The 21035-nt window shown below is 47.2% G+C and carries 20 protein-coding genes; 4 read left to right on the top strand and 16 right to left on the bottom strand.

Annotated elements, in window-relative coordinates:
* Window positions 1-48: 48 nt before the first annotated feature.
* The 11 genes from KME11_21155 to KME11_21205 form a co-directional block, all read right to left on the bottom strand.
* Window positions 49-1092 carry an NAD-dependent epimerase gene (locus KME11_21155; protein ID MBW4517720.1) on the bottom strand — a complete coding sequence of 348 codons (1044 nt, stop codon included), beginning with the start codon at window positions 1090-1092 and terminating at the stop codon, window positions 49-51.
* Window positions 1093-1141: 49 nt separating this feature from the next.
* Entirely contained in the window at window positions 1142-2332 is a 1191-nt protein-coding gene (locus tag KME11_21160; GenBank protein MBW4517721.1) for a histidine phosphatase family protein, read from the bottom strand.
* On the bottom strand, window positions 2316-4175 hold the full coding sequence (locus KME11_21165; protein ID MBW4517722.1) for an ABC transporter ATP-binding protein/permease: 1860 nt from the start codon (window positions 4173-4175) through the stop codon (window positions 2316-2318). The genes KME11_21160 and KME11_21165 overlap by 17 nt, the downstream gene beginning before the upstream one ends.
* 171 nt (window positions 4176-4346) lie before the next feature.
* A complete protein-coding gene (locus tag KME11_21170; GenBank protein MBW4517723.1) occupies window positions 4347-4496 on the bottom strand; it encodes a hypothetical protein in 150 nt (49 codons plus the stop codon).
* Between the two features lie 382 nt (window positions 4497-4878).
* Window positions 4879-5220 carry a hypothetical protein gene (locus KME11_21175; protein MBW4517724.1) on the bottom strand — a complete coding sequence of 114 codons (342 nt, stop codon included), beginning with the start codon at window positions 5218-5220 and terminating at the stop codon, window positions 4879-4881.
* Window positions 5221-5421: 201 nt separating this feature from the next.
* A complete protein-coding gene (locus tag KME11_21180) occupies window positions 5422-6876 on the bottom strand; it encodes a hypothetical protein (GenBank protein MBW4517725.1) in 1455 nt (484 codons plus the stop codon).
* A gap of 354 nt (window positions 6877-7230) precedes the next feature.
* A complete protein-coding gene (locus KME11_21185) occupies window positions 7231-7506 on the bottom strand; it encodes a hypothetical protein (GenBank protein MBW4517726.1) in 276 nt (91 codons plus the stop codon).
* Window positions 7503-7661 carry a hypothetical protein gene (locus KME11_21190; protein ID MBW4517727.1) on the bottom strand — a complete coding sequence of 53 codons (159 nt, stop codon included), beginning with the start codon at window positions 7659-7661 and terminating at the stop codon, window positions 7503-7505. Before KME11_21190 ends, KME11_21185 begins: the two co-directional genes overlap by 4 nt.
* Window positions 7662-7665: 4 nt before the next feature.
* A complete protein-coding gene (locus KME11_21195; protein MBW4517728.1) occupies window positions 7666-8739 on the bottom strand; it encodes a class I SAM-dependent methyltransferase in 1074 nt (357 codons plus the stop codon).
* Between the two features lie 143 nt (window positions 8740-8882).
* Window positions 8883-9200 carry a DUF4242 domain-containing protein gene (locus KME11_21200; protein MBW4517729.1) on the bottom strand — a complete coding sequence of 106 codons (318 nt, stop codon included), beginning with the start codon at window positions 9198-9200 and terminating at the stop codon, window positions 8883-8885.
* A complete protein-coding gene (locus KME11_21205; protein MBW4517730.1) occupies window positions 9181-12318 on the bottom strand; it encodes an AAA family ATPase in 3138 nt (1045 codons plus the stop codon). The genes KME11_21200 and KME11_21205 overlap by 20 nt, the downstream gene beginning before the upstream one ends.
* A 537-nt stretch (window positions 12319-12855) precedes the next feature.
* Here KME11_21205 and KME11_21210 point away from each other — a divergent pair.
* Both KME11_21210 and KME11_21215 read left to right on the top strand, forming a co-directional pair.
* Window positions 12856-13068: a hypothetical protein gene (locus tag KME11_21210; protein MBW4517731.1), complete on the top strand. Its 213-nt coding sequence runs from the start codon at window positions 12856-12858 to the stop codon at window positions 13066-13068.
* Between the two features lie 117 nt (window positions 13069-13185).
* Window positions 13186-13755: a type 1 glutamine amidotransferase gene (locus KME11_21215; protein MBW4517732.1), complete on the top strand. Its 570-nt coding sequence runs from the start codon at window positions 13186-13188 to the stop codon at window positions 13753-13755.
* Between the two features lie 72 nt (window positions 13756-13827).
* On the opposite strand, the gene KME11_21220 is transcribed toward KME11_21215, so the two are convergent.
* The gene (locus KME11_21220) at window positions 13828-13986 is read right to left on the bottom strand and encodes a hypothetical protein (protein MBW4517733.1); all 159 of its coding nucleotides are present in this window, start codon (window positions 13984-13986) and stop codon (window positions 13828-13830) included.
* Between the two features lie 468 nt (window positions 13987-14454).
* Here KME11_21220 and KME11_21225 point away from each other — a divergent pair, with 468 nt between their 5' ends.
* Window positions 14455-15318: an aldose epimerase gene (locus KME11_21225; protein MBW4517734.1), complete on the top strand. Its 864-nt coding sequence runs from the start codon at window positions 14455-14457 to the stop codon at window positions 15316-15318.
* Between the two features lie 143 nt (window positions 15319-15461).
* Here KME11_21225 and KME11_21230 read toward each other — a convergent pair whose 3' ends face one another.
* Window positions 15462-15797: an HNH endonuclease gene (locus KME11_21230; GenBank protein ID MBW4517735.1), complete on the bottom strand. Its 336-nt coding sequence runs from the start codon at window positions 15795-15797 to the stop codon at window positions 15462-15464.
* Between the two features lie 882 nt (window positions 15798-16679).
* Here KME11_21230 and KME11_21235 point away from each other — a divergent pair.
* Window positions 16680-17339: a GIY-YIG nuclease family protein gene (locus KME11_21235; GenBank protein MBW4517736.1), complete on the top strand. Its 660-nt coding sequence runs from the start codon at window positions 16680-16682 to the stop codon at window positions 17337-17339.
* Between the two features lie 223 nt (window positions 17340-17562).
* On the opposite strand, the gene nspC is transcribed toward KME11_21235, so the two are convergent.
* The 3 genes from nspC to KME11_21250 all read right to left on the bottom strand — a co-directional run bounded on the left by nspC (window position 17563) and on the right by KME11_21250 (window position 20619).
* Window positions 17563-18726 carry a carboxynorspermidine decarboxylase gene (nspC, locus tag KME11_21240; protein ID MBW4517737.1) on the bottom strand — a complete coding sequence of 388 codons (1164 nt, stop codon included), beginning with the start codon at window positions 18724-18726 and terminating at the stop codon, window positions 17563-17565.
* Window positions 18701-19909 (bottom strand): saccharopine dehydrogenase family protein, encoded by a 1209-nt coding sequence (locus KME11_21245; GenBank protein ID MBW4517738.1) that lies wholly within the window; start codon window positions 19907-19909, stop codon window positions 18701-18703. The genes nspC and KME11_21245 overlap by 26 nt, the downstream gene beginning before the upstream one ends.
* Window positions 19910-20259: 350 nt before the next feature.
* Window positions 20260-20619: a hypothetical protein gene (locus KME11_21250; GenBank protein ID MBW4517739.1), complete on the bottom strand. Its 360-nt coding sequence runs from the start codon at window positions 20617-20619 to the stop codon at window positions 20260-20262.
* Between the last annotated feature and the right edge of the window lie 416 nt (window positions 20620-21035).

A 21035-nucleotide genomic window follows, 5' to 3' on the forward strand; every position in this document is an offset into this window, starting at 1 on the left:
TCTACCATAACTTTATCTCTCTGAAGAATAGAGGCTTTGAATTTTAAGTTAGCAGGCAAGCGCAGAGATTGCTTCTTGACTTGCAAGAGAATTGTAGTAAGCACGATACCACTTAACAAAACGAGGGATGCCCTCCTCGATCGCCACTTGCGGTGTAAAACCCACTACCTCCGTTAAATCCGCAACATCTGCATAAGTCTCCAGCACATCTCCCGGCTGGAGCGGCAGAAAATTCTTTTTGGCTTCAATGCCTAAGCTATTTTCTAGCACTTCAATGAACCGCAGTAGTTCGATCGGCTGATGATTACCAATGTTGTAAATTCGATAGGGAGCATGGCTACTGCTAGGCTCTGGAGCATAAGGTGACCAGGTGGCGTTCGCTGCTGGAACCCGATCTAGAACGCGAAGAACACCATTTGCAATGTCATCAATATAGGTAAAATCGCGTTGCATTTTACCGTGGTTATAAACATCGATCGTTTTGCCTTCTAGAATGGCTCTGGTAAATGTAAATAGTGCCATGTCGGGTCTGCCCCAGGGGCCATAAACTGTAAAAAATCTCAGTCCAGTTGTAGGAATTTTGTAGAGATGGCTGTAACTGTGTGCCATGAGTTCATTGGCTTTCTTCGTGGCTGCGTAGAGGCTGAGAGGATGATCAACAGAATGCTGAGTTGAGAACGGGATGACGCGATTAGCGCCATAGACTGAGCTAGAAGAGGCATAGACCAAGTGCTGTACCTTGTGTTGCCGACAACCCTCCAAAATATGCAAAAATCCTACGACATTGCTGTCTACATAGATATGAGGATTTTTCAGAGAATGGCGAACGCCTGCCTGAGCCGCTAAATGAATAACGCGATCGGGCTGATGCTGCGCGAATAAATTTTCCATGCCCTGGCGATCGGCAAGATCAAGCTGGTGAAACTGGAAGTTGGGGTGCTGTAACTGGCTCAGGCGGCTAAGTTTCAGCGCAACGCTATAGTAGTCATTTAGATTGTCTAACCCGATCACCGTTTCGCCCTGCTGCAACAGCATTCGACTGATGTGAAATCCGATAAATCCAGCGGCTCCAGTCACTAAAATTTTAGACATCGCTTAACTCCTTAAGAATTGGTTAGATGCTTTCCCTGAAGCCCTTGTCCTATGCAAAGTTGAATGCTTGCAGCACAGGCGAATTGGCAACAGGATAGTGCAGCACGCTCAGGGCACCTGGCTGAGGTTGCAAACGCCAATGTTGATCGCGGCTGAGCCCGATCGCGGCTCCCACAACCTGCTGAATATCGTCCTGCGCGGCAACCACCAATCCCGTCATGAGTTGGGATGAGGCACTAGATGTAGTCTCTAGGGTGCGCTGCCAATTTAACAGAAACCGATGCTGCTGGCTCTGAAGCTGAACGGTCGTAGGGTGATAATGCAACAGGCGATCGATAAGGGTCGCCTCAGAATCTGCGGCAAGGCTAAAGTCGATCGAAATTGTTTGAAGCAGTTGAGCCAGATGATCGATCGATCGCGAGTTAGTTTCGGAGGGCAGCAGTAAGAGCCGTAGACCTTGTTTGCCTTCCTTTAGCTTAGGGAGAGATTCCTTTAACGGAGTCGTTAAGTTGAGGGTTTTTAACTGGGCTGCATTCAGGCAAGCATCAGGAAAGTGCAAAAAGCTAATGCCACAGTTAGACTGCTGAAGGCGATGAAACTGAGACGGAGGTAAACCCAAGGCTGTACTAATCAATGCCCGATTCGTGCCGCCATGACTGACTACAGCGATCGTTTGCCCTGGATGACGACACAACACCTCTTGCCAAAACTGCTGCGATCGCTCGTAAAGATCGAGCACTGGGAAACTGCGCGTTTGAATAGCAACGGTTGCTCCTCTAGCGGGATTTAAGCTAGGGGCATCTAAACTGGCTACCGCGTTGGGTATCAACTCAAACTCATGCGGACGATGTTTCCAGCACTGATAATCTGCGGCATAGGTTTCCTGCACAAATTGAAAAGACTGCCCTTCCCAACTCTGCAAATCAATCTCGCGCAAACCTGGCTGTACCCACAGAGGAGGGGTAGAAGATAGGTTTCCTAAGATTGCGTCAACGGTTTGCCGAACTCGCTTCAGCGGACTGGTATAAATTGCTGCAATGGGTTCATTCTTGAGGAACTGTCCGACTTGTTTTGCTGTTTGCCAACCCTGTTCAGTTAATACTGAAAGATCTGAACTTCCCTGGTAAAGCTTTTTCTCGTTGAACGTACTGCGCCCATGACGAATTAAGATTACGCGCGTTGTTCTGTTTGTTTCTCTGACATCAACATTCGTCTGTTCTAGCTTAAATAGCGATCGCATTACTACCTCCGTTATTTTTGTTGCGGATAGGATGAACCTTCGCCTGAAGCTGGTAGAGTTGGGCATACTGTCCTTTCAAAGCCATGAGTTCCTGGTGAGTTCCTTGTTCCAGGACTTTGCCTTCTTCAATGTAGAGAATGCGATCGGCTCGTTCGGTTGCTTGTAGATTGTGCGATACCACAAAAGTTGTTTTGCCCTTTGTCAACTGGCTCAATGCCTCGTTGACAATATGCTCACTGTGATTATCTAATCCTGTCGTAGGCTCATCTAAAATTACAATTGGAGCATGACGCACGGCGGCACGGGCGATCGCAATTCGCTGCCGTTGTCCACCTGAAAGAGTTGCCCCGCGCTCACCCAAAATTGTGTCGTATCCCTGCGGCAGCTTCAGAATAAATTCGTGGGCTTTTGCCACGCGAGCCGCGGTTTCAATTTCAGCAGGGGTTGCTTTAAGATTACCGTAGGCAATGTTTTCTCGAACAGTAGAGGCAAACAAAATGCTATCTTGCAATACCACGCTAATCTGACGACGGACTGAATCTACCTTATACTCGCGCAAGTCATGCCCATCTATCAAAATTCTTCCTTCGACAGGATCGTAAAAGCGCAGCAGCAAACTAACCAATGTGGATTTACCACTGCCTGAAGGTCCAACCAAAACAATATGCTCACCCGGTTGCACCATAAAGCTGACACTTTTTAGCGTACCGATACTACCGCTCTCATAAGCAAAGTTCACCTGGTCAAACTGCACCGCTCCCAAAAACGGTGGGGCATCCATTGCGCCTCGCGTATCCTGTATATCTGGAATGGTATCTAAAACATCAATCACTCGTTCACCCGATGCAGTTGCTTTAGCGATCTGCCCCGTGTATTTAGCGAGTTGACGAATGGGTTTAAATGCTGTTTTCAAATAGGTGATAAAAATTAGCAAATCTCCTGCTGTTAAAGCTCCTTGGAGTACGAGTTGAACTCCTTTCCACAGCACCAACGCTACAGCAACCGTGACTAATACTTCCATGGTTCGCTCTAGCCCAGCACTTAATTTCTGGGCTTCGGCATCTTCTTGTAGTCCTTCACGGTTGTGAGTAAAAAAGGTGCTTTCCAGCATGGTCTGCAAAGATAAGGCTTGCACTACTTTAATAGCACTCATTGCCTCAGCCGCAGTGGCAGCCATCGCGCCTTCTCGCTTGCGCTGTCTCCGCACCACTTCTCGGATTTGACGGCTCGTGCGGGTTGTGGAAAACACAAACAAAGGAAAAATAGCGATCGCAATGATCGCCATTTCCCAGTGCAACCAAAACATGACTCCAACCATACCCACTAGCGTTAACGAGCTTGCCAGCAAGGGCAACAGTGCCATGACTGTCACCTCTCGTAGCCGAGTAATATCTTGGGTAACACGAGCGATTAAATCACCTGTTCTTGCCTGATTATGGAAAGAGAGCGACAGGCGTTGCAAATGGCTGTAAAGATCACCCCGTACCTCAGTCATCACGTGGGAGGCAGCGATCGCCATTCCTGCGGTACTGGAATAAGCCGCAGCACCGCGCAGCACCGCTAATCCAATTGAGCCAATTGTTAGCAAAGTTAGCAATACTAGACTCGAAGCTTGCCCAATGACGGGCAGGGTTGGCATAGGGCGATCGACACCAGGCAACAGAATATAGTCAAAAATTATCTTAAGGGGCCAAGGCTCCAACAGCCGCAGCAAGGTTTCAGCCAAAAGTGCCAAAAATGCAAAGATCAACAGCGGTTGCTGCTTGCGAATTTGTGGCGTAAAACGCTGAAGAATTCGACCCATGCTGGGCAATGTCTCTTTTAAGCTGACCGTATGTTTCATTGCGCTTTATGAGAACTGCTTCTGCTATCGATTCGAATTCTTTCATTCTTGAATGAAGTGATAATGAAACGTTTATGAGAAAGCCTTCATGAAAGCAGAAGAGAAAGCGAGGTCGAGCCAAGATGCAAGTCCTACAAACTAGAAGATGAACTAGGAGCAGGGATAAAAGAATTAAACTTTAAGTCGTTTCATCTGTTCTTTGAGCCAGTTCGCAAACATCTCATCCAGTAAGCGCTGTCGCATCGGTTCATCCAACTGTGCAGGTAAAAACTCCTCTAGTCGCACAATTACCCACAAATCTTCAATGCGGGTTGGCGGCATAAGCTGTCTGGGGTAGCTAGCGCGGAGGGTTTGAGCGAGTCTGGAATGAGGAGTACTTAGGAGCGCAGGACCACAATTCTACCTGTCCGCGATTCAGCCCCCTGAGAGTACTGCTAGGCAGGTTCAGCAAGGGGTTGTTCATTGGCTTGTACCCGAAAGTAAAGCTCCCTCGCAACATTGACATCCCGAACTCGAATTAGGGAGTAGATAACCTGATCCAACTGAGACTTGCGCTATAAAAAATAGGATTCTAGATTGTTGCCCCAAGTTGCTTGCTTAAATTTTTCAATTCTCAATTGCCGAGTGATTTAATCGCTTTTGAACTCCTGGCGATCGATGCTCTCGGTCTTCGCGTGTTCGACTTCGGTCTTAATCGAGAAACTTACAGCTGTGCGACCTGCTCCTGCAAGCTGTGCCCCAGATCTTTAATTTGCGCTAAATGTTCGTCAAACTTAATCGTGCGATCGTCTTTGGTTTGGATTGTGTAGACATAGCTCGTTATCTTTGCCAGACGTGTTACAGCGATGAGCAAGGTTTGAATGTCGGAATATGGCAAGATGACAGGCTGAGATTTGCGCTGATCTACTAAGTCGTGCTGGTAAAGGAATACAACATTTTGGGGCGATCGCCATCGCTGCCACGAGCGACGAGCAAAGTAGATTGCCAGAAATGTTGCAGGAATACCCACTAAAAATAAACAACTGATCAACGAGGGCAGAATCATCAAACTCCACATCACAAACAGCCGTTTGGCTTTTCTTTTTGTTTATGCCAGTTAAATTCTCCTAAAATATGACCAAAGGCTTGAGGTGCAGGGGATACAGAATAGTTCATGAATAGACTCCAAATAATTTTCTAGAATGTTGGAATGGTCAGGTAAATGTAGAGATCGGTAGACGCGAGGGAAGCAGATGGAGCAATCTTTTTATGCCACGATCGTCGGTACTTCCATTCCCTTGAATTGAATGAATTCTACGGTGACAAAATCGGCGGCGGTGATCTGGTTGGCTTTCATATTCGAGAGCATTGCAAGTCGCTGATCGCCCACGCCAATCACGGTATTTTTGCCTTGCTGCACAATATCGAGAATTCCAGGGTTCAACTCGATCGACAGACCCAACTTGTCTTTGCCCTTTTGGAAGTCTTTGATCACATCCACACCGCTGTTGAGCGCCAGCACAAAGGTATCTTTGCCGGAACCGCCTGTAAGCGTGTCGCGTCCTGCTCCACCGAAGAGGATGTCGTTGCCTGTACCGCCGTTGAGCTTGTCGTTGCCTGTGCCACCACAGAGAACATCGTTGCCGCCCATACCAGAGAGGGTGTCGTTACCGCCTTCGCCGCAGAGAATGCCACCTAGATTTTGTCCGGTGAGATCTTGGCTGGCGTTGGTGCCCAGAATGAGGGGGGTGTTGTTGGTGAAGCTAGAGGTGGGTGAGGTAAAGGTGTCGTAGTTGATACGGAAGGAGATTCTTGCTCCCTTGTTAGGACTACTAAAAATTGGTGATGGAAAAAGCAACGCACCGTCACCCTCAAAAGTAACGATTTGTCCTTTTGAAAAAGAAGAAAAACTACTACCTGCGGTACCCTTGCTTTGAACTTCACCTCTGATCGGATCAAAGTTGAAAGAAATAGTTTCTCCTGGAGTAGAGGGATTGATGTCAGCAATATCATCAGTATCAGGATCTTCGTCTTTTGCTCCAATGCTGGCAGTAAGGAGCAGTTTATTAATATCAACCTCTTGAGTAACCGTAAAGTTAGGACTGATATCGTTGTCGTTGCCAAAGACCCGGCTGTTCTTCTTTTTTCCTTCGATGTTAGTTTCAATGTAAAAATCGGCGCGATCGAAGTTTGTGAACGGAACCTTTGTGTCATAGCGTTCGAGTGCTGTCAGGCGATCGATCGTCACACCCAGTTGGGCACGAGAGATCGCACTGCCATTTGCACTCAGCGTATAACTTCCACTGCCAGTTGACTTACTCACTAGCAAGGCATACTCACCCGTCGGCAAATTGTCAAACGTGATCCCTTCTGTGGCGGTTCCCGGATTGAGAGAAGTCTTGATTGTCTGCCCGCTACTGTTCAACAGAACCAAATTAGCATCAAGACCTTGCGGAATTAGAGCAATGCCACCTTTTGTGGGGCGATCGACCTGAAATTTGAAGAAATCCGCCGCATCACTGCCGAATAAATCACCCCGGACAAATGGGCTATTGCGAATGTTGCCTAGATTAGTTGCGGTAGCGAGCGTGTTGTTATTAGCTGTTTCAATTACCTGTGCCATTGTTAGATCTCCTTTGTGATTGTGTAAAAGAAAGATGGATAGTGTTTCACTTGAGCGAAATTTGGTCGCAAGAACCCTAGACAATGAATGTGAATTCATTACTGAGGTTAGAAAAATGTTTGAGTGCTGAGATGCAGTCGTCGAGATCAGACCTGCAATGTTTGAGTTCTAAGCTGCGATTGCTGGGATCAGAGGTTTAAATGTCAGGTTCAAACCTGCGATCATCGAGATCAAACCTGCAATCATCGCGTTCAAAGGTATAACTGTCGAGCTTAGACCTGCAATCATCGCGTTCAAAGGTATAATCATCGAGATCAAAGGTGCAACTGCCGAGCTTAGACCTGCAACTATCGAGATCAAACCTGCAATGTTCAGGCTTTCAGATGCAACTATTGCGGAATAGAAAGGCTGGAAAGAACTATCAAGTTAAGACTTCACTAATTTGAGTTGTTCTCATGAGTAGTAGCGGCGATCGAGCCATCCGCGAACTTCTGCTTCGGAATCAAAGAACACTCTGCGACCTGTAACTTGGTCATAGACCGTCCAGAAAGAACTGCCAGACTTGTCTCTTGATCGATAAATCTTTGGCTCATCAACCTTGAGCATTGATTCAAAGAAAAACTTTAAAGCTTGACTGAGTTTTAATACAAGCTTGGACATCTTTTGTTCGCTGTCCTGTGAAAAAATCGTAGACTCTAGGCTGACAAAGTTATTCTCTTGATTGTTCATGATGATTTCTCCTGAGTGTTGGATGGCGATCGCTCCTGCGGTCGTTCAAATTCTTGCTTTGCCTCAACGGCGATCGCAAATTGACTGAGATTAAAGACAAGCGATTCCTGACGAACACGAGGGTATCGTGCCGCGATCGCACAAATTTTGCACATAGTTTTAGCTTTTGCGAATAATGTAGTAGTCGTTCTGAAAATCGTGCGCTAGCTGCTTGATCTCGACTTGCTTGAAACCTGCTTCAGCCAACATTTGTAGCGCTTTTTCTTTTCCCCACATTGTTCCTAAACCCATGCCGCCATAGGCGAGAGAAACAGTCATGCAGTGCATACAGGAAATGGTGTACAGCAAGGAGCCGATCGGGTGATCTAGATTGCCATCTACATTCGTTGCGGCGTGGATATCTTGCATTAGATAAACGCCATCTGGACGCAGTGCCTGACAAATTTTTTGTAACACTACATCGGGCTTTGCCTGGTCGTGAATGGCATCGAAGGTCGTGATCCAATCGTAGCGATCGCGCTCTTCCAGCGTTGCGGCATCTTTAACTTCAAACTGGATATTCCCAAGTTTATGCAGTTGAGCTTCGGCGTTGGCAATGGCGATCGCCTCCCCTGAAAAGTCATAGCCTGTAAATCGACTGTTTGGAAAAGCGCCCGCCAGCTTGTTGATCGCTCGCCCGTAGCCGCAGCCCACGTCTAAAACATTAATGCCTTGCTGCAACGCTTCTGCCAGCCCAGGAATTAAGGGCAGCACATGATCAAATAAGGCAGATACAGTCGTTTGACCACTATCTTCCGCCATCACCGCATGAAAGCGTTTAAATTCGGAATATGGCACACCGCCACCCTTGTAGAAGCAGTCGATAATTTGCTCTTCCACCGTTCCCAACAACGGAATGAATTGAGCAAAGGCGGCAATATTGTCGGATGCCTTTGCTCTGGTCAAGAAGGCAGCGTGTTCAGCAGGCAAAGCGTAGGTTTTGGCGATCGCATCATAATCTATTAACCGACCAGTCACCATTGCACCCAGCCATTCCCGCACATAGCGTTCGTTGAGTCCAGCGGCATCAGCAATTTGTTGACTAGTGGAGGGCGGCAATTCTGCCATCGTGTCAAACAGTTCGGTGCGATGACCAATCGAAGTCATCAGGGCGATCGCGCCGCCGTTGAGGATATTCAGCATCCGTTCCGCGAATGCTTCGGCTTTAGTCGTGTCAAAAGTTTGGGTCGTCATGGCTGTCTCCTGGGCTAACGAGTGAGTGACTAATGCATTTCTGCATCTGAAACTAAGTTAGCGATCGCAGCGTTCCCAAAGCGTTCCCGAAGCGTTCCCGAAGCGTTCTGGCAGTGTTGAGTCCTAATCTGAAGCAGTCAACATTAGTCCGGAGAGGTGGGTTGGTTTGGACACCAGCCTTGGGTGCTAATCGTGCCATTGCAATCGGAGATAGGTTCCAAGATATCGATCGTCCAGATCCGCACAAACGGTAACCCAGCTTTACGAAACGATCGCCGGACTGTTTCGGCATCTGGTGCTTCAAATTCGCACACAACCGAGATGTGATCGCGTGCCATCATCGATCGAATCCACTTCACGTCATGGGCTTGATGGCAAGGAATACCAATTGCGATGTCGTGATTCCATTTGTCTTCAGTAATCGGTGGCTTAAAGGCTTTTTCAACCAGGACGCGAACCATGCGTTTCTCCCTCTTTAATCTTTCTGCATTGCATGATAACCCGATCAACAGCGGTTTGAGCGCGAGTACTGAGGGCATGGCGATCGGTGGGACGATGTGGTGCTTGGAACTGTGCAATCGCCCGGTCTAGTTCACCTGCTGCTAAAAAACTCTGAATCAAAACTGCCCAAGCCAAAGCAGTTTCGCTAGGCTGATTCATGATCTGAGCAGATTGTAAGGCGGCTTCGGCTCGAATTGCCGCCATCGCGAACCGTTCACTTACCAGATCCACTTCGGCAGCGCCAATTAGCACATAAGCAAGCATCCGCTTGGCATCTATCTGTTGTAAGGTAGCGATCGCTTGCTCCAAAGCGACTTCGGCTTCGGGCTGCTGAAGCTGATTGGGCTGCTGAAGCTGATAATTTGCTAAGGCAGTGAGTGCTACTGCCATCGCGCCTTCACTCCCCTCACCACTAATTTTGGTAGCAACGGTTGCCAGTTCTGTCGAGTAGGCGATCGCCCTGGCTGGATGACCCGTTTCTAGCTGCACCATTGCCAAGTAGCTCAGACAGGCGCATTCCCGCCAGTGATCCTGTTCGGCTTGTGCCATGTGCCACGCTTGTTCGAGCAGCAAATGTGCTTCAGTAAAATCTGCGGCATGGCGATGCACACAGCCCAGACCGCAGGCAATATCACAAATTTCTAGCTCAACCCTAGCCGCCAATGATTGAGCTTCTAGCAACAGCGCCTCCGCCCGATCCATGTCGCGCTCAATTTCAGCTAGACACCAGCCGCTATGAGCCAGCATTCGCGCCATCACAGCCGGACTCGCCGATCGCACTCGTTCTGCGGCTCTCAGGGCGTGCTGATGCACACTGGTCAAATTATTGTAGTCATAGCTCAGCGCAATCAAAGCTTCTAGGGCGATCGCTTCTTCATCTTTGAGATTAAGCGCGATCGCTTCGGCAATTAACTGGTGCAGCGTCGCTTCAATCTGCGGAACTTGTTCCTTAGTCACACCTGCTGAAATGTAGCACTTGAGCAGCCCGATCTGGAGACGCACCCGTGAAGAATTGTCTAGCTGCTGACTGTGATGCATTCCTTGCTGCGCCAGCTTTGATGCCTCTGCATAGGCAAATAATTTTAGGCAGCGCTCTGCGGCTAGTAGGGCAGTAGCAGCAGCCAATTCAGGATCTCCCCCTAGAGCGGCATGGTGGGCAATATCACCCGCCAAAGCGTGGTCGGGAGTGGTGCGTTGATTCAACTGATGCGCAATCTGTAGATGAATCAAACGACGACGTGGTTCTGAGAGTTGACGATAGACGACCTGCCGCACAATATCATGGGAAAAATCGTATCCCATTTCATTTCCAATTGATGTGCTTGGGCGAATGATGCTTCGTTGCTCAAGCTGTTCGATCGACAGTAACAACTGCGCCAGGGGATAGTCTGCAACCTGAGCTACCATCGTTGGTTTAAAGCTTCGTCCTAATGCAGCTGCCCATGGTAAAAGGTCATAAGCAGTATCGTTCAATTGTCGGAGACGATCGCCAATCAACGCTTCTAAAGTATCTGCCTGAACCGATTGATTTGGAGTTGAAGCCCGAGCAAGTTCCAGTGTAAACAACGGATTGCCGCCACTGTCGATGAACACTTGATCAACGACTTCTAATGACAGATCTAATGCGTTGCCACTGACACTGCGAATCAGTTCAGCCGTTTCTTCACGATTGAAGGCAGGCAATTCCAAAGTTTGCAGTCGTCGCTCTCGCCGGAGAGCTTGCACCACTCGTGAGACTTCCGCATTTGCCTCTAGCTCTCCAGTACGGGCGGTGCAAGCAAACTGCACGGGTAAGTGATTCAGCAAGCGAATCGCATAGTGTAGCAACGCAGACGAAGCCTCATCAATCCACTGAATATCATCAAGAATTACCACGAGCGGAGATTGATTTGCCCATTCTGCTAGCAGTTGCATGACTGCATCAAACAAATGGCTCCGGTCGGGCGGATCTATAATGGGTTGATCTATCTCCGGCAACAGGAAACCCAATTTTGGAGACAGGGTAACTGGCGGCAGTTCAAGCGATCGCAACGCATCAATCCAGATACCATAGGGTCGTACCATCTCTGCGGCAAATGCCCGTCCCCACAAGATGTGCCCCTGCATCCGTCCTGACTGCATTACTTCTCGCAGTTCCTCTAGCAATCGAGTTTTACCAATTCCAGGTTCGCCTAGCAGCAGCAGCACTTCGCTGGAAGCCGCAGAATCGATCGCACCCATCCACTGCCGAATTATTTCCCATTCCCGCTTACGTCCCACTAATGGTGATAGAGCAGGATGCAAAAGTGTTAATGGACGAAAATGTGTGGTAGTTTGAGCGGGTAATTCGTCTTCTGGCAACTCGTCTTCTCGTAGCAATTGTTCATATAGCTTCTGCGTTGTAGGGCTAGGATCAATGCCTAACTCTTCTCGCAGGATTATCATGCAGCGGTGGTAAAGCTGGAGAGCATTAGCTCGATCGCCGCTCAGGTTATGCAGCCGCATCAAAACACAGTAAGTGGATTCGTTGAGGCGGTCAAATTGCAAAAGCTGTTGCCCATAGCCCAGGGCAATCCGGTAGGCTCGCTGTTCTTCCAATAAATTGATGAGTTGCTCTAAGGCTCTGACTCGCATCTGCTGAAGTCGATCGCGCTCAGGGATAATCCATTCATCGTCGCAATCCGGCAACAAATCTCCTCGATACAGTTCTACGGCTTGCTCTAATGCAGCTTGTGCCAGGCTAGAATCTGTAGCTTGTGCTGCCTTGATCGCCTCCTCAAACTGAGCTACGTCGAGTGTAAACTGAGTCTTGGGCTGCCATTGTAGGGTTTTGGCATCCACTGATAGAATCTGTTCCGCGTTAGGTAGGGCACGGCGCAAATGGCTTAACTCTTTACGAAGATTGGTTCGAGCTTGAGGCTCTGTAGATTCTGACCAGAGATGAAAGGCGAGCCGTTGTCTAGGTTGAGGTGTGTGGCGGTTCAGCAGCAGATACGCCAGCAATGCCTGCGATCGCCCAGTCAGAGTTGCTGGCACTGGAGAACCGTCACAAATCAAGGAGAATTCCCCCAGCAATCTGGCTTGCAAAATAGGAGGCATAGCGTTCTGCTATTTCAAAGTTTAGATGAATAGTAGCATCTTACAAATCAGACACACTGGGTAATGTTGTGAACCTGAGGATACTGAAATTTTCCGCAGGTCTTAGGGAGTTGCAATTAAATAACGCCCCGAACTGCCCCCTAAATCCCCCATTCTGGGGTAGGGCTGATTCGTTAGTTGGAGAAAAAACTTAAATCCCGCATTGTTACGTTGCTCCTATTTTGATGGCTAACGAGATTATGGGATTCAAGCAGTTTTCTCTTCTTAGAGAATCGTCCCTACCATTCTGGGGGATTTCCGAACCTGTCAAAGTCCCCCAGAATGCGGGATTTAGGGGGCTGATAAGTCAATGCATCCCATTGGGGTTTTATTTTCACGCAACTCCCTTATCTCTTCAGAGTTAAGGGAGGTAGACCAACATAGGTCTAGTGAAAAACACCGTTTCTGGCTTGAATCGCCTCCTGATTCTCAACAACTGATCTCAAGCGATCGCTCGCCAGTAAAACCGTATCCGGCAAGAGTGGTCAAAATGAAGCGATGTTGGGGGCAGTCTGCATTGCCGCATTTGTAGCGTTGTTTGTCAGCATCCGTGCTGCCGTGTTTGTCAGCATCCGTGCTGGGGTAGACGGGACAGAAAATCGGTTTAACAACCCTAAGGTTAGGGACGGCAAGAGAGATGAGCAACTCCCTCGTTTGCCCTGCCACAATTCCCCGTGTCTAGAACACGACCTTAATGCTCTGACAGGGTAGTGGCAGCGATCGCCAAAAGATCGGTTGAGTTCTTTCTACAGAGCGATGCAGCCAAGTTGAAATGGGTCTAACCTTTGTCTACATATGCAAAAACCACTAATCTAAGGAAGTGTAGTTATGGCTGATTTATCTAACATCCGAGTTGCAGTTCTGGTATCAGACGGTTTTGAAGAAGCAGAACTTACAGAGCCTGTACGCGCTTTAAAAGAGTCAGGAGCAACTGTTAAAATTTTGTCACCTACAATGAAGCCCATTCAAGGGTTTCGCCACCATGAAAAAGGGGCATTAATTCAACCAGACGGCACGCTTGACGGTATTAGCGCAGATGCTTACGATGCAGTCCTGCTACCTGGAGGTGCCCTTAATGCAGACAACCTCAGAGTGAATGAGGATGTAAAAAGGTTTCTAAAAGAATTTCAAACTTCTGACAAACCGATCGCTGCTATTTGTCATGCTCAATGGGAGCTAATTTCTGCTGGCATTGTTGAGGGGAGAAATCTGACCAGCTATCACTCTATTCAAGACGACATTGTTAATGCTGGAGGAAACTGGCTTGATCAAGAAGTCGTGATTGATAAAAACTGGGTTACTAGTCGTCAGCCCCAAGATATTCCAGCCTTTAACCACGAAATGCTTACCTTATTTTCGCAATACGTTCCCGCGATCGCTGGAGGGGGTTTAGCTTAAGCTTTTATTGATGAAAGAATGAATCTAAATCAAAGCCCCCTTTCTTCAAGAAAAGGGGCTTTGATTTTCATACTACAATTCAGCAACGCTAAAGTCTTTCTGGCTATCAGGTTGCCGACGTGTTTGGCGTTTAAATAAAATCTCCATCATCTGCTGCCAGCGATCTAACCGATAAGCACGATGCTTGTTTTTTCCTGAGCCGCTCCAATGTAGTTTTACTTTCACACTCATTTGACTAAGTTAGGACTTACGCAGAAGAAATCCCTGACTCCTTAAGAGGATGTCTGAGAAGTATCAAGGATTCTTGCACTCGCCCCCCAATCCCCCATTCTGGGGGACTTCCGCACCAGTCCTCCTTCAAAGTCCCCCAGAATGGGGGATTTAGGGGGCGGCTCGGATAGCAATTTAGACTTCTCAGACATTCTCTAAAGAGGGACTTTTGAGATGCTCTTCCTAAGAAGAAGGGTCAGGTAGGCTCTCAATATGCTTACACAGCCTCAGCAGTAGATCAGTCTCTAAGTCAGCCCAGATGGGACGATCGCCTGACTCAATTTTGGCACTCAGGCTTTGGTGCACCTTCAGCATTCTAGCTAGCTTGGCTTGTGTCCACCGTCTCTCGTGGACAAATTCAAATTGAAAGTTTTTTGTAGAGCAGCAGTTGTGTGAGACGGTAGTGAGAGATGTTTTTAGGGGTTTCTCATGTCTGAAATTGTAATTGAGCAGCAACAGTACAAAACCTATCTGTTATCAGATGATGAGGCTCAAATCGCCGTTGTGCCCGAACGGGGCGGCATTGTTACCCATTGGCAGGTAGAGGGCGAAGAATTATTTTACTTAGATAGCGATCGCTTTAAAGATCCTGCCCTGACTGTGCGAGGTGGCATACCCCTCTTATTTCCTATCTGTGGCAACCTCGCAGGAGACACCTACAGCCTCAACGAGCAGCCGTATAAGCTTCCTCCCCATGGCTTCGCTCGCAATCTTCCTTGGCAGGTGACAGATCAAGCGACTGATACCGGAGCTAGCCTCACTGTTAGCCTCAAGAGCAATGAAACGACGCGATCGAGCTATCCCTTTGACTTTGAGCTTAATTATACTTACACTCTGCGTGGCAATTCTTTAGAACTGCGCTGCCGTCACACTAATCTCTCAGATCAGCCAATGCCCTTCTCGACGGGAATTCATCCTTATTTTGCAGTCACCGATAAAAGCCAACTCACTGTTGATTTCCCCTCAACTCAATACCAGTCTAAAGGGGCAGCAGAAGACCTTAACTTTCCGGGGCACTTTGACTTTGAGCAAGAGGAAATTGATTTTTCATTTATCAACCTGCAAGGGCGATCGGCAACTGTCGCTGATAAAAGCCGCAACTTGAAGCTTACCGTTGAGTATGACGAGCACTACTCAACCTTAGTATTTTGGGCAGTTAAAGGAAAGAATTTCTACTGCTTAGAGCCTTGGACTGCGCCGAGAAATGCTCTCAACACTGGAAAGAACTTGCTTGTGGCTGAGCCAGCAGCCTGTATAGAGACAGTGATAAAAATGACGGCAGAAGTAGGGTAAGTTCGAGATTGCATAATTTAAAAAGTTTTGTGAAGTAACAGTCTTGGTAAAAACCGGGGCTGTTATTTCTTGCGAATCTTAAATTCTGTATGGCAGAAATATTAGCCGTACAGAAAAAGCAAAAATCGGTTTGATTTATGGCATTAGTTTGCACTCTTAATTTTACAGATCAGCACCTCAGAGGCAAGCTGATAGGCTCTCTCCTCATTCCACCAAGGAGACGCTTGCCACCACTCCCAAAGAGGACGACTTCCCTTACTTTTGTTACAACGTCGGCAAACTGCAACCAGATTAGACCGGACATCAAAACCGCCCTTCGATCGCGCTACAACATGATCTACAGTCAAAAAACGGGGAACGCATCCACAATAAGCACAGGTGCCCCTAAATCGTTGTTTTGCGGCTGCTTTTAGCTTATGTTTTTGCGATCGCTTGTCCAAATCTTTCAAAGGTTTCTGTAAGGTCATTGCCTTGCCCATTGGTTTGCTGAATTAACGCACGTAGCAGATTTTACTCAATTTTCTCAATAGCTGACCTTTAAAGTTGCTGAGCTTCTCACTTTTCTATTTGAGAGGATGTCTGAGAAGTCTAGATTGTTATCCGATCCGCCCCCTAAATCCCCTATCCTGGGGGACTTTGAAGGAGGACTGGTGCGGAAGTCCTGCCCCAAAATGGGGGGTTGGGGGGCGAGTGTAAGAATCCTTGATACTTCTCAGACATCCTCTGAAAATCTGACTTTCTCTAACTTTTTCAAACTGCCAAATCTAAAAACCTCATTTAATTTGATAAATACTACAAGCCTATTTGACTTGCCCGCAATGAGATTTTCCTGTTGCAATTGAAGTCTGAGAATGATTTGAGTAATGATTTGAATGTTGTTCTAAATCCAATCTGTAACAACGATTGTATAAACTTTAGAACTTAAAACTTCACTCAATTTACGCTACTGATAACGGAGGAAACCATGATCTGCACAACTGAAAAAAATATTAATACACACATCTCGACACCTCAAGAAACCAAGCGCGATCGCCTAGTAGCTCAATGGATCATCATCGATAATCGCTTGGTGTGCCAATGGATCATAGCTAAAGATTAACTTTGTTTTCTCAAGAGTCCCGCTCAAATATAACAAGGAGAGATTCGCTAATGCTTAAAACTCTCCCACCATAGCGTTGCAGCCCAGAAGTTAGCAATTCCTCAATCGACTCAGGGTATTGCGGAAAGAACAAGCCTGCTCTAAGCTAATTTTCTGTAGAAAAGAGTTGAGGAAAACGCTAGCATTTTAATTTTTTCTGATAATAGAACACATTCATCAAGGATAATAAATAGGACAACTGCTCCTTACCCGGAATTGCCTAGTGGAAACTGACAATCTAATTCCCATCGAACATCAAAATGTGCCGCAGGCTCATCAAGGGCTGCACGGGTTTTTGTATAGCTCCGACGATGAACATAGTGCGCTAGAAACCCCGATCGCCAAGACAGGTTTATCTACTGAAACTATCGTACCTTTAACGGATTGGTGTGAGTCTGTCGGAACTGCCAAAATCGCTGGGGTATATTCAGTGCTAAATTGCGATCGCCAGACGCAATACGTTGGCTATTCTCGCAATGTTGCCCTTTCTCTGCGAGGACATTTAACACAACTGGGTCAAGACACCTGTGCTTTTGTTCGGGTGCAACCCTTCGACTTTCCTAAACGCGATGATATGGAAGCTCTCCAAAATAGCTGGATTGCTGAACTAAAGACAATCCCACCCGGCAATAACGCAGACAATCAACTTTGGGCAACCACGGTCGGGGCTGCCGCGATCGCCGCGATGTCTGAGGCAGAACGTCAAGCCTACGATGAGAAAAAGCTAAAGCTGCGAAAAGCAATGGCAGAGGCTGATCTGAACCGAGAATTGTCTGTAGAAGAAGGGAGCGATCGGGCTGATAAATTAGAGGCGGCAGTGACCCAAGATGATTGGAGCAGCGTAGTTCAACAACAAACTCAAGAAACTCTGCCAAATCTTTAACCTAAGAGGATGTCTGAGAAGTATCAAAGATTCTTACACTCGCCCCCCAACCCCCCATTTTGGGGCAGGACTTCCGAACAAGTCCTCCTTCAAAGTCCCCCAGAATGGGGGATTTAGGGGGCGGATCGGATAACAATCTAGACTTCTCAGACATCCTCTAAGGAGCAGTAGTCTGATCTCAGCGTAGAGACAAAAACTACTGCTCTTGAGATTCATCTAAAAATTAAGACAATCGGCTCTTATAATCCTCATAGCCAAATGTTCTAACTGGCTCAAAAGTCCCATCTTGACGCAGGATTCCGATCGCCGGATGCTGAATACCGTTGAACATAGAAGTTTTCACCATGGTGTAGTGCATCATATCTTCAAATAGAATTGTGTCGCCTATCTGGAGCGGCTCTGCAAAGGCATAGTCGCCCATTCCCATCACATCTCCAGCCAGGCAGGTCAGTCCACCCATTCGGTAGGTATAGGTTCCAGATGGCTCGTTTGCCCCTCGAATTTTTGGTTGATAAGGCATTTCCAAGCAGTCGGGCATATGAGCAGTAAATGAGACATCTAGCATGGCGATCGCCACTCCCGGAGTTTCGATCAGATCTAATACTCGTGCCCGCAAAAATCCTGCTTCCCATACGACCGCTGCACCAGGTTCGAGATAAATTTTCAAGTGCGGGTGCCGGGCTTTAAAGTCAGCAATGACCTTGATGAAATGTTCAACGTCATAGCCTGAATGGGTCATTAAATGCCCACCTCCCAAATTGAGCCATTTAACCTGAGGGAAAAAATGTCCAAAGCGGGTTTCAATTTGCTCTAAAGTTTCTGCCAAGGCGTAGGAATCACTTTCGCATAAGTTGTGGCAGTGCAACCCTTCAATGCCGCTAGGGAGGCGATCGCCCAGCACCTCAGCCCGAATTCCTAAGCGAGAAAACGAAGAAGCAGGATTATAGATTTCATGCTCTACCGGTGAGTATTCTGGATTAATCCGTAGTCCTGGCGAAACGTGGGCAGCTAGAGTTTGTTCTTTAAACTGCTGCCATTGATTAAGAGAGTTGAACGTAACATGCGCCGCTCCTTGAATCAACGCTGTAAATTCATGCTCTTGATAAACTGGCAGATAAAGATGCAGTTCTCCGCCAAATTCTTCCCGTGCTAACATTGCCTCAAACAATGAACTGGCAGTAGTTCCAGCCAAATATTGTTTAACAATGGGGAAAGCGCTAAACATTGCGAAACCCTTTAGCGCCAGAATCACAGTAATCTCAGATCTCTCTTGAATAGAACGGATCAACTCAAGGTTATGGATCAGTTTTCTCTCTTCTAGTACATAACAGGGAGAAGGAATTTTAGAATAGTTCAAGCTACTACTCCTGCTCACTAGCAAATGCATAGGACTGATCAACTAGCTCATGCCAGGGTAAACCGTAGGTGCCCAGCTTTTGCAAAAATGGATCAGGGTCTAGTTGTTCTACATTAAATACTCCTGCACCCTGCCATTTGCCTGTCACCATCAGCAGAGCGCCCAGCATAGCTGGAACACCAGTGGTATAAGAAATTGCCTGGGCGCCCACTTCTCGATAGGTGTCTGCGTGATGGCAGTTATTGTAGATATAGTAAGTCCTGGCTTTGTTGTCTTTAATGCCTTGAATATGGCAACCAATAGAAGTCTGTCCTTGATAGTTTTCTCCCAGTGAAGCGGGTTGGGGAAGAACTGCCTTGAGAAACTGTAGAGGAACAATTTTTTGACCGTGGTAATCAATGGGTTCGATACTGGTCATTCCCACATTTTGCAACACCTGCAAATGGGTAATGTAATTCTCTGAAAAAGTCATCCAGAAACGAGCGCGTTTAAGGGTAGGGATGTGCTTAACAAGCGACTCTAGTTCTTCGTGGTACAGCAGGTAGGATTCGCGCAATCCAATTTCGGGATAGTCAATAGGACGATGAATTGAAAGCGGAGCGACCTCGACCCAATCATCCTTTTCGTAGTATCGACCTTTTTGCGTAATCTCTCGAATGTTGATCTCGGGGTTGAAGTTGGTAGCAAACGGGTGCCCATGATCGCCTGCATTACAATCAATAATATCTAAATAGTGAATCTCGTCGAAGTAATGTTTGAGCGCATATGCCGTGAAGATGCCTGTCACTCCCGGATCGAAGCCACAACCCAAGATCGCCATGATACCTGCCTGCTGAAATCGCTCTTGATATGCCCATTGCCACTTGTACTCAAATTTTGCTTCGTTGGGTGGCTCGTAGTTTGCGGTATCAAGGTAGTTAACTCCAGTTGCTAAGCAAGCATCCATGATGGATAAATCTTGGTAGGGCAGGGCAACGTTGATGACAATACTGGGCTGAAAATCTTTAATTAAGGCGATGACTTCCCTTGTTTGATCTGCATCTACTTGAGCAGTCGAAAAATTGGGATGGGCGATCGCCTTAGCAATAGCATGACATTTTTTCTCAGTTCTGCTGGCAAGGAGGATTTCGGAAAATGTCTCTTTAGCTTGAGCACATTTGTGGGCAACAACATTGCCAACCCCACCTGCACCAATAATTAAAACTTTAGCCATGTCTAGTTTCACCTGTTGAGTTGAAGTTTTCGATTCACAATAAGGTTGTGCTGCAAAAATGAGTAGAAAGGAGATAATTCTTCCTAATTCATTTTTCAACACAACCCAATAGTGTACTCCAGTCTTAAGGCAGACTTCCACAATCACTTTTTTGGAAGCATGGAGCAGCGTAGTGGCGCAGGGCGATCGCCAATAACCCGGACAGATGCCCTAGTTTTTTGTTGGGACTTTACAGTCAAGCTGAAAAACATCTCTGACTTCTTAAATAACGAGAACTGCTTTGATCTCGGTATTGAAATCAAAGCAGTTCCTCTCAGATGCAGATTAACTGAAACTTAGCTGAAAAAGAGCTAATTGTCTGATGTATTCCGAGTCAGTGAATTAAGCTGATGTTCTACTGCTGCCAAGTACGATCGGTCGTTGACGGTGTCAGGAGCCAACCGACGCATACTAACTGCGACTTTCACCAGGCTTTCAGCCGTGACATCACCCTGTCGATAACCAGTGGCTAGTCCATTAAACTTAGGAATGCCCTCGCTCTCAAAAAAGCCTTGATAGGCAAGGTAAACCAGATTAAAAGGGGTGACAGCCATTCCCAATGTTTCGGCATCAGCAGGCATTGCTTCGGGCGTTACCTGAGCCTGTACCATAGGGGCGATCGTAGTTGATAAAAGCACCGTTGAGACGGTGCCCAGAATAAAGCGTTTCATCAAAGTAACTCCTTAGATGTTGTAGACCGTAGTGGTGTTGTTAGCACAGCGCTACTGCTGTGACTTCTACAATGCGCTTGTTCTATGAGAGGAGACTGAACGCGTTCTAATAATGCGGTGACAAAGCGATGAGAGCAAATGAAGATTTGGCATTGCTGAATGAGAGCATGAGCCTGCTCAAAGCCCCTTTCCTTCAGGAGAGGGGTTGGGGGAGAGGTCTATCTCGCTGCGTTGCCGACTCAGCCTAACCCCTAGCCCCTTCCCTAAGAGGGCAGGGGAACCGGATTTTCATAAGCTGACTATCATCTAGAATACATAAAGCCGGGTAAAATAGGGACTAGAAGATAATCGAATTAAACCGATGCCAGTTCCTAAATTTCTCAGTCCGCTCCAACAAGAAAACCTCCAAAATGCCC

It is taken from the genome of Timaviella obliquedivisa GSE-PSE-MK23-08B (assembly GCA_019358855.1).
GTDB lineage: Bacteria > Cyanobacteriota > Cyanobacteriia > Elainellales > Elainellaceae > Timaviella > Timaviella obliquedivisa.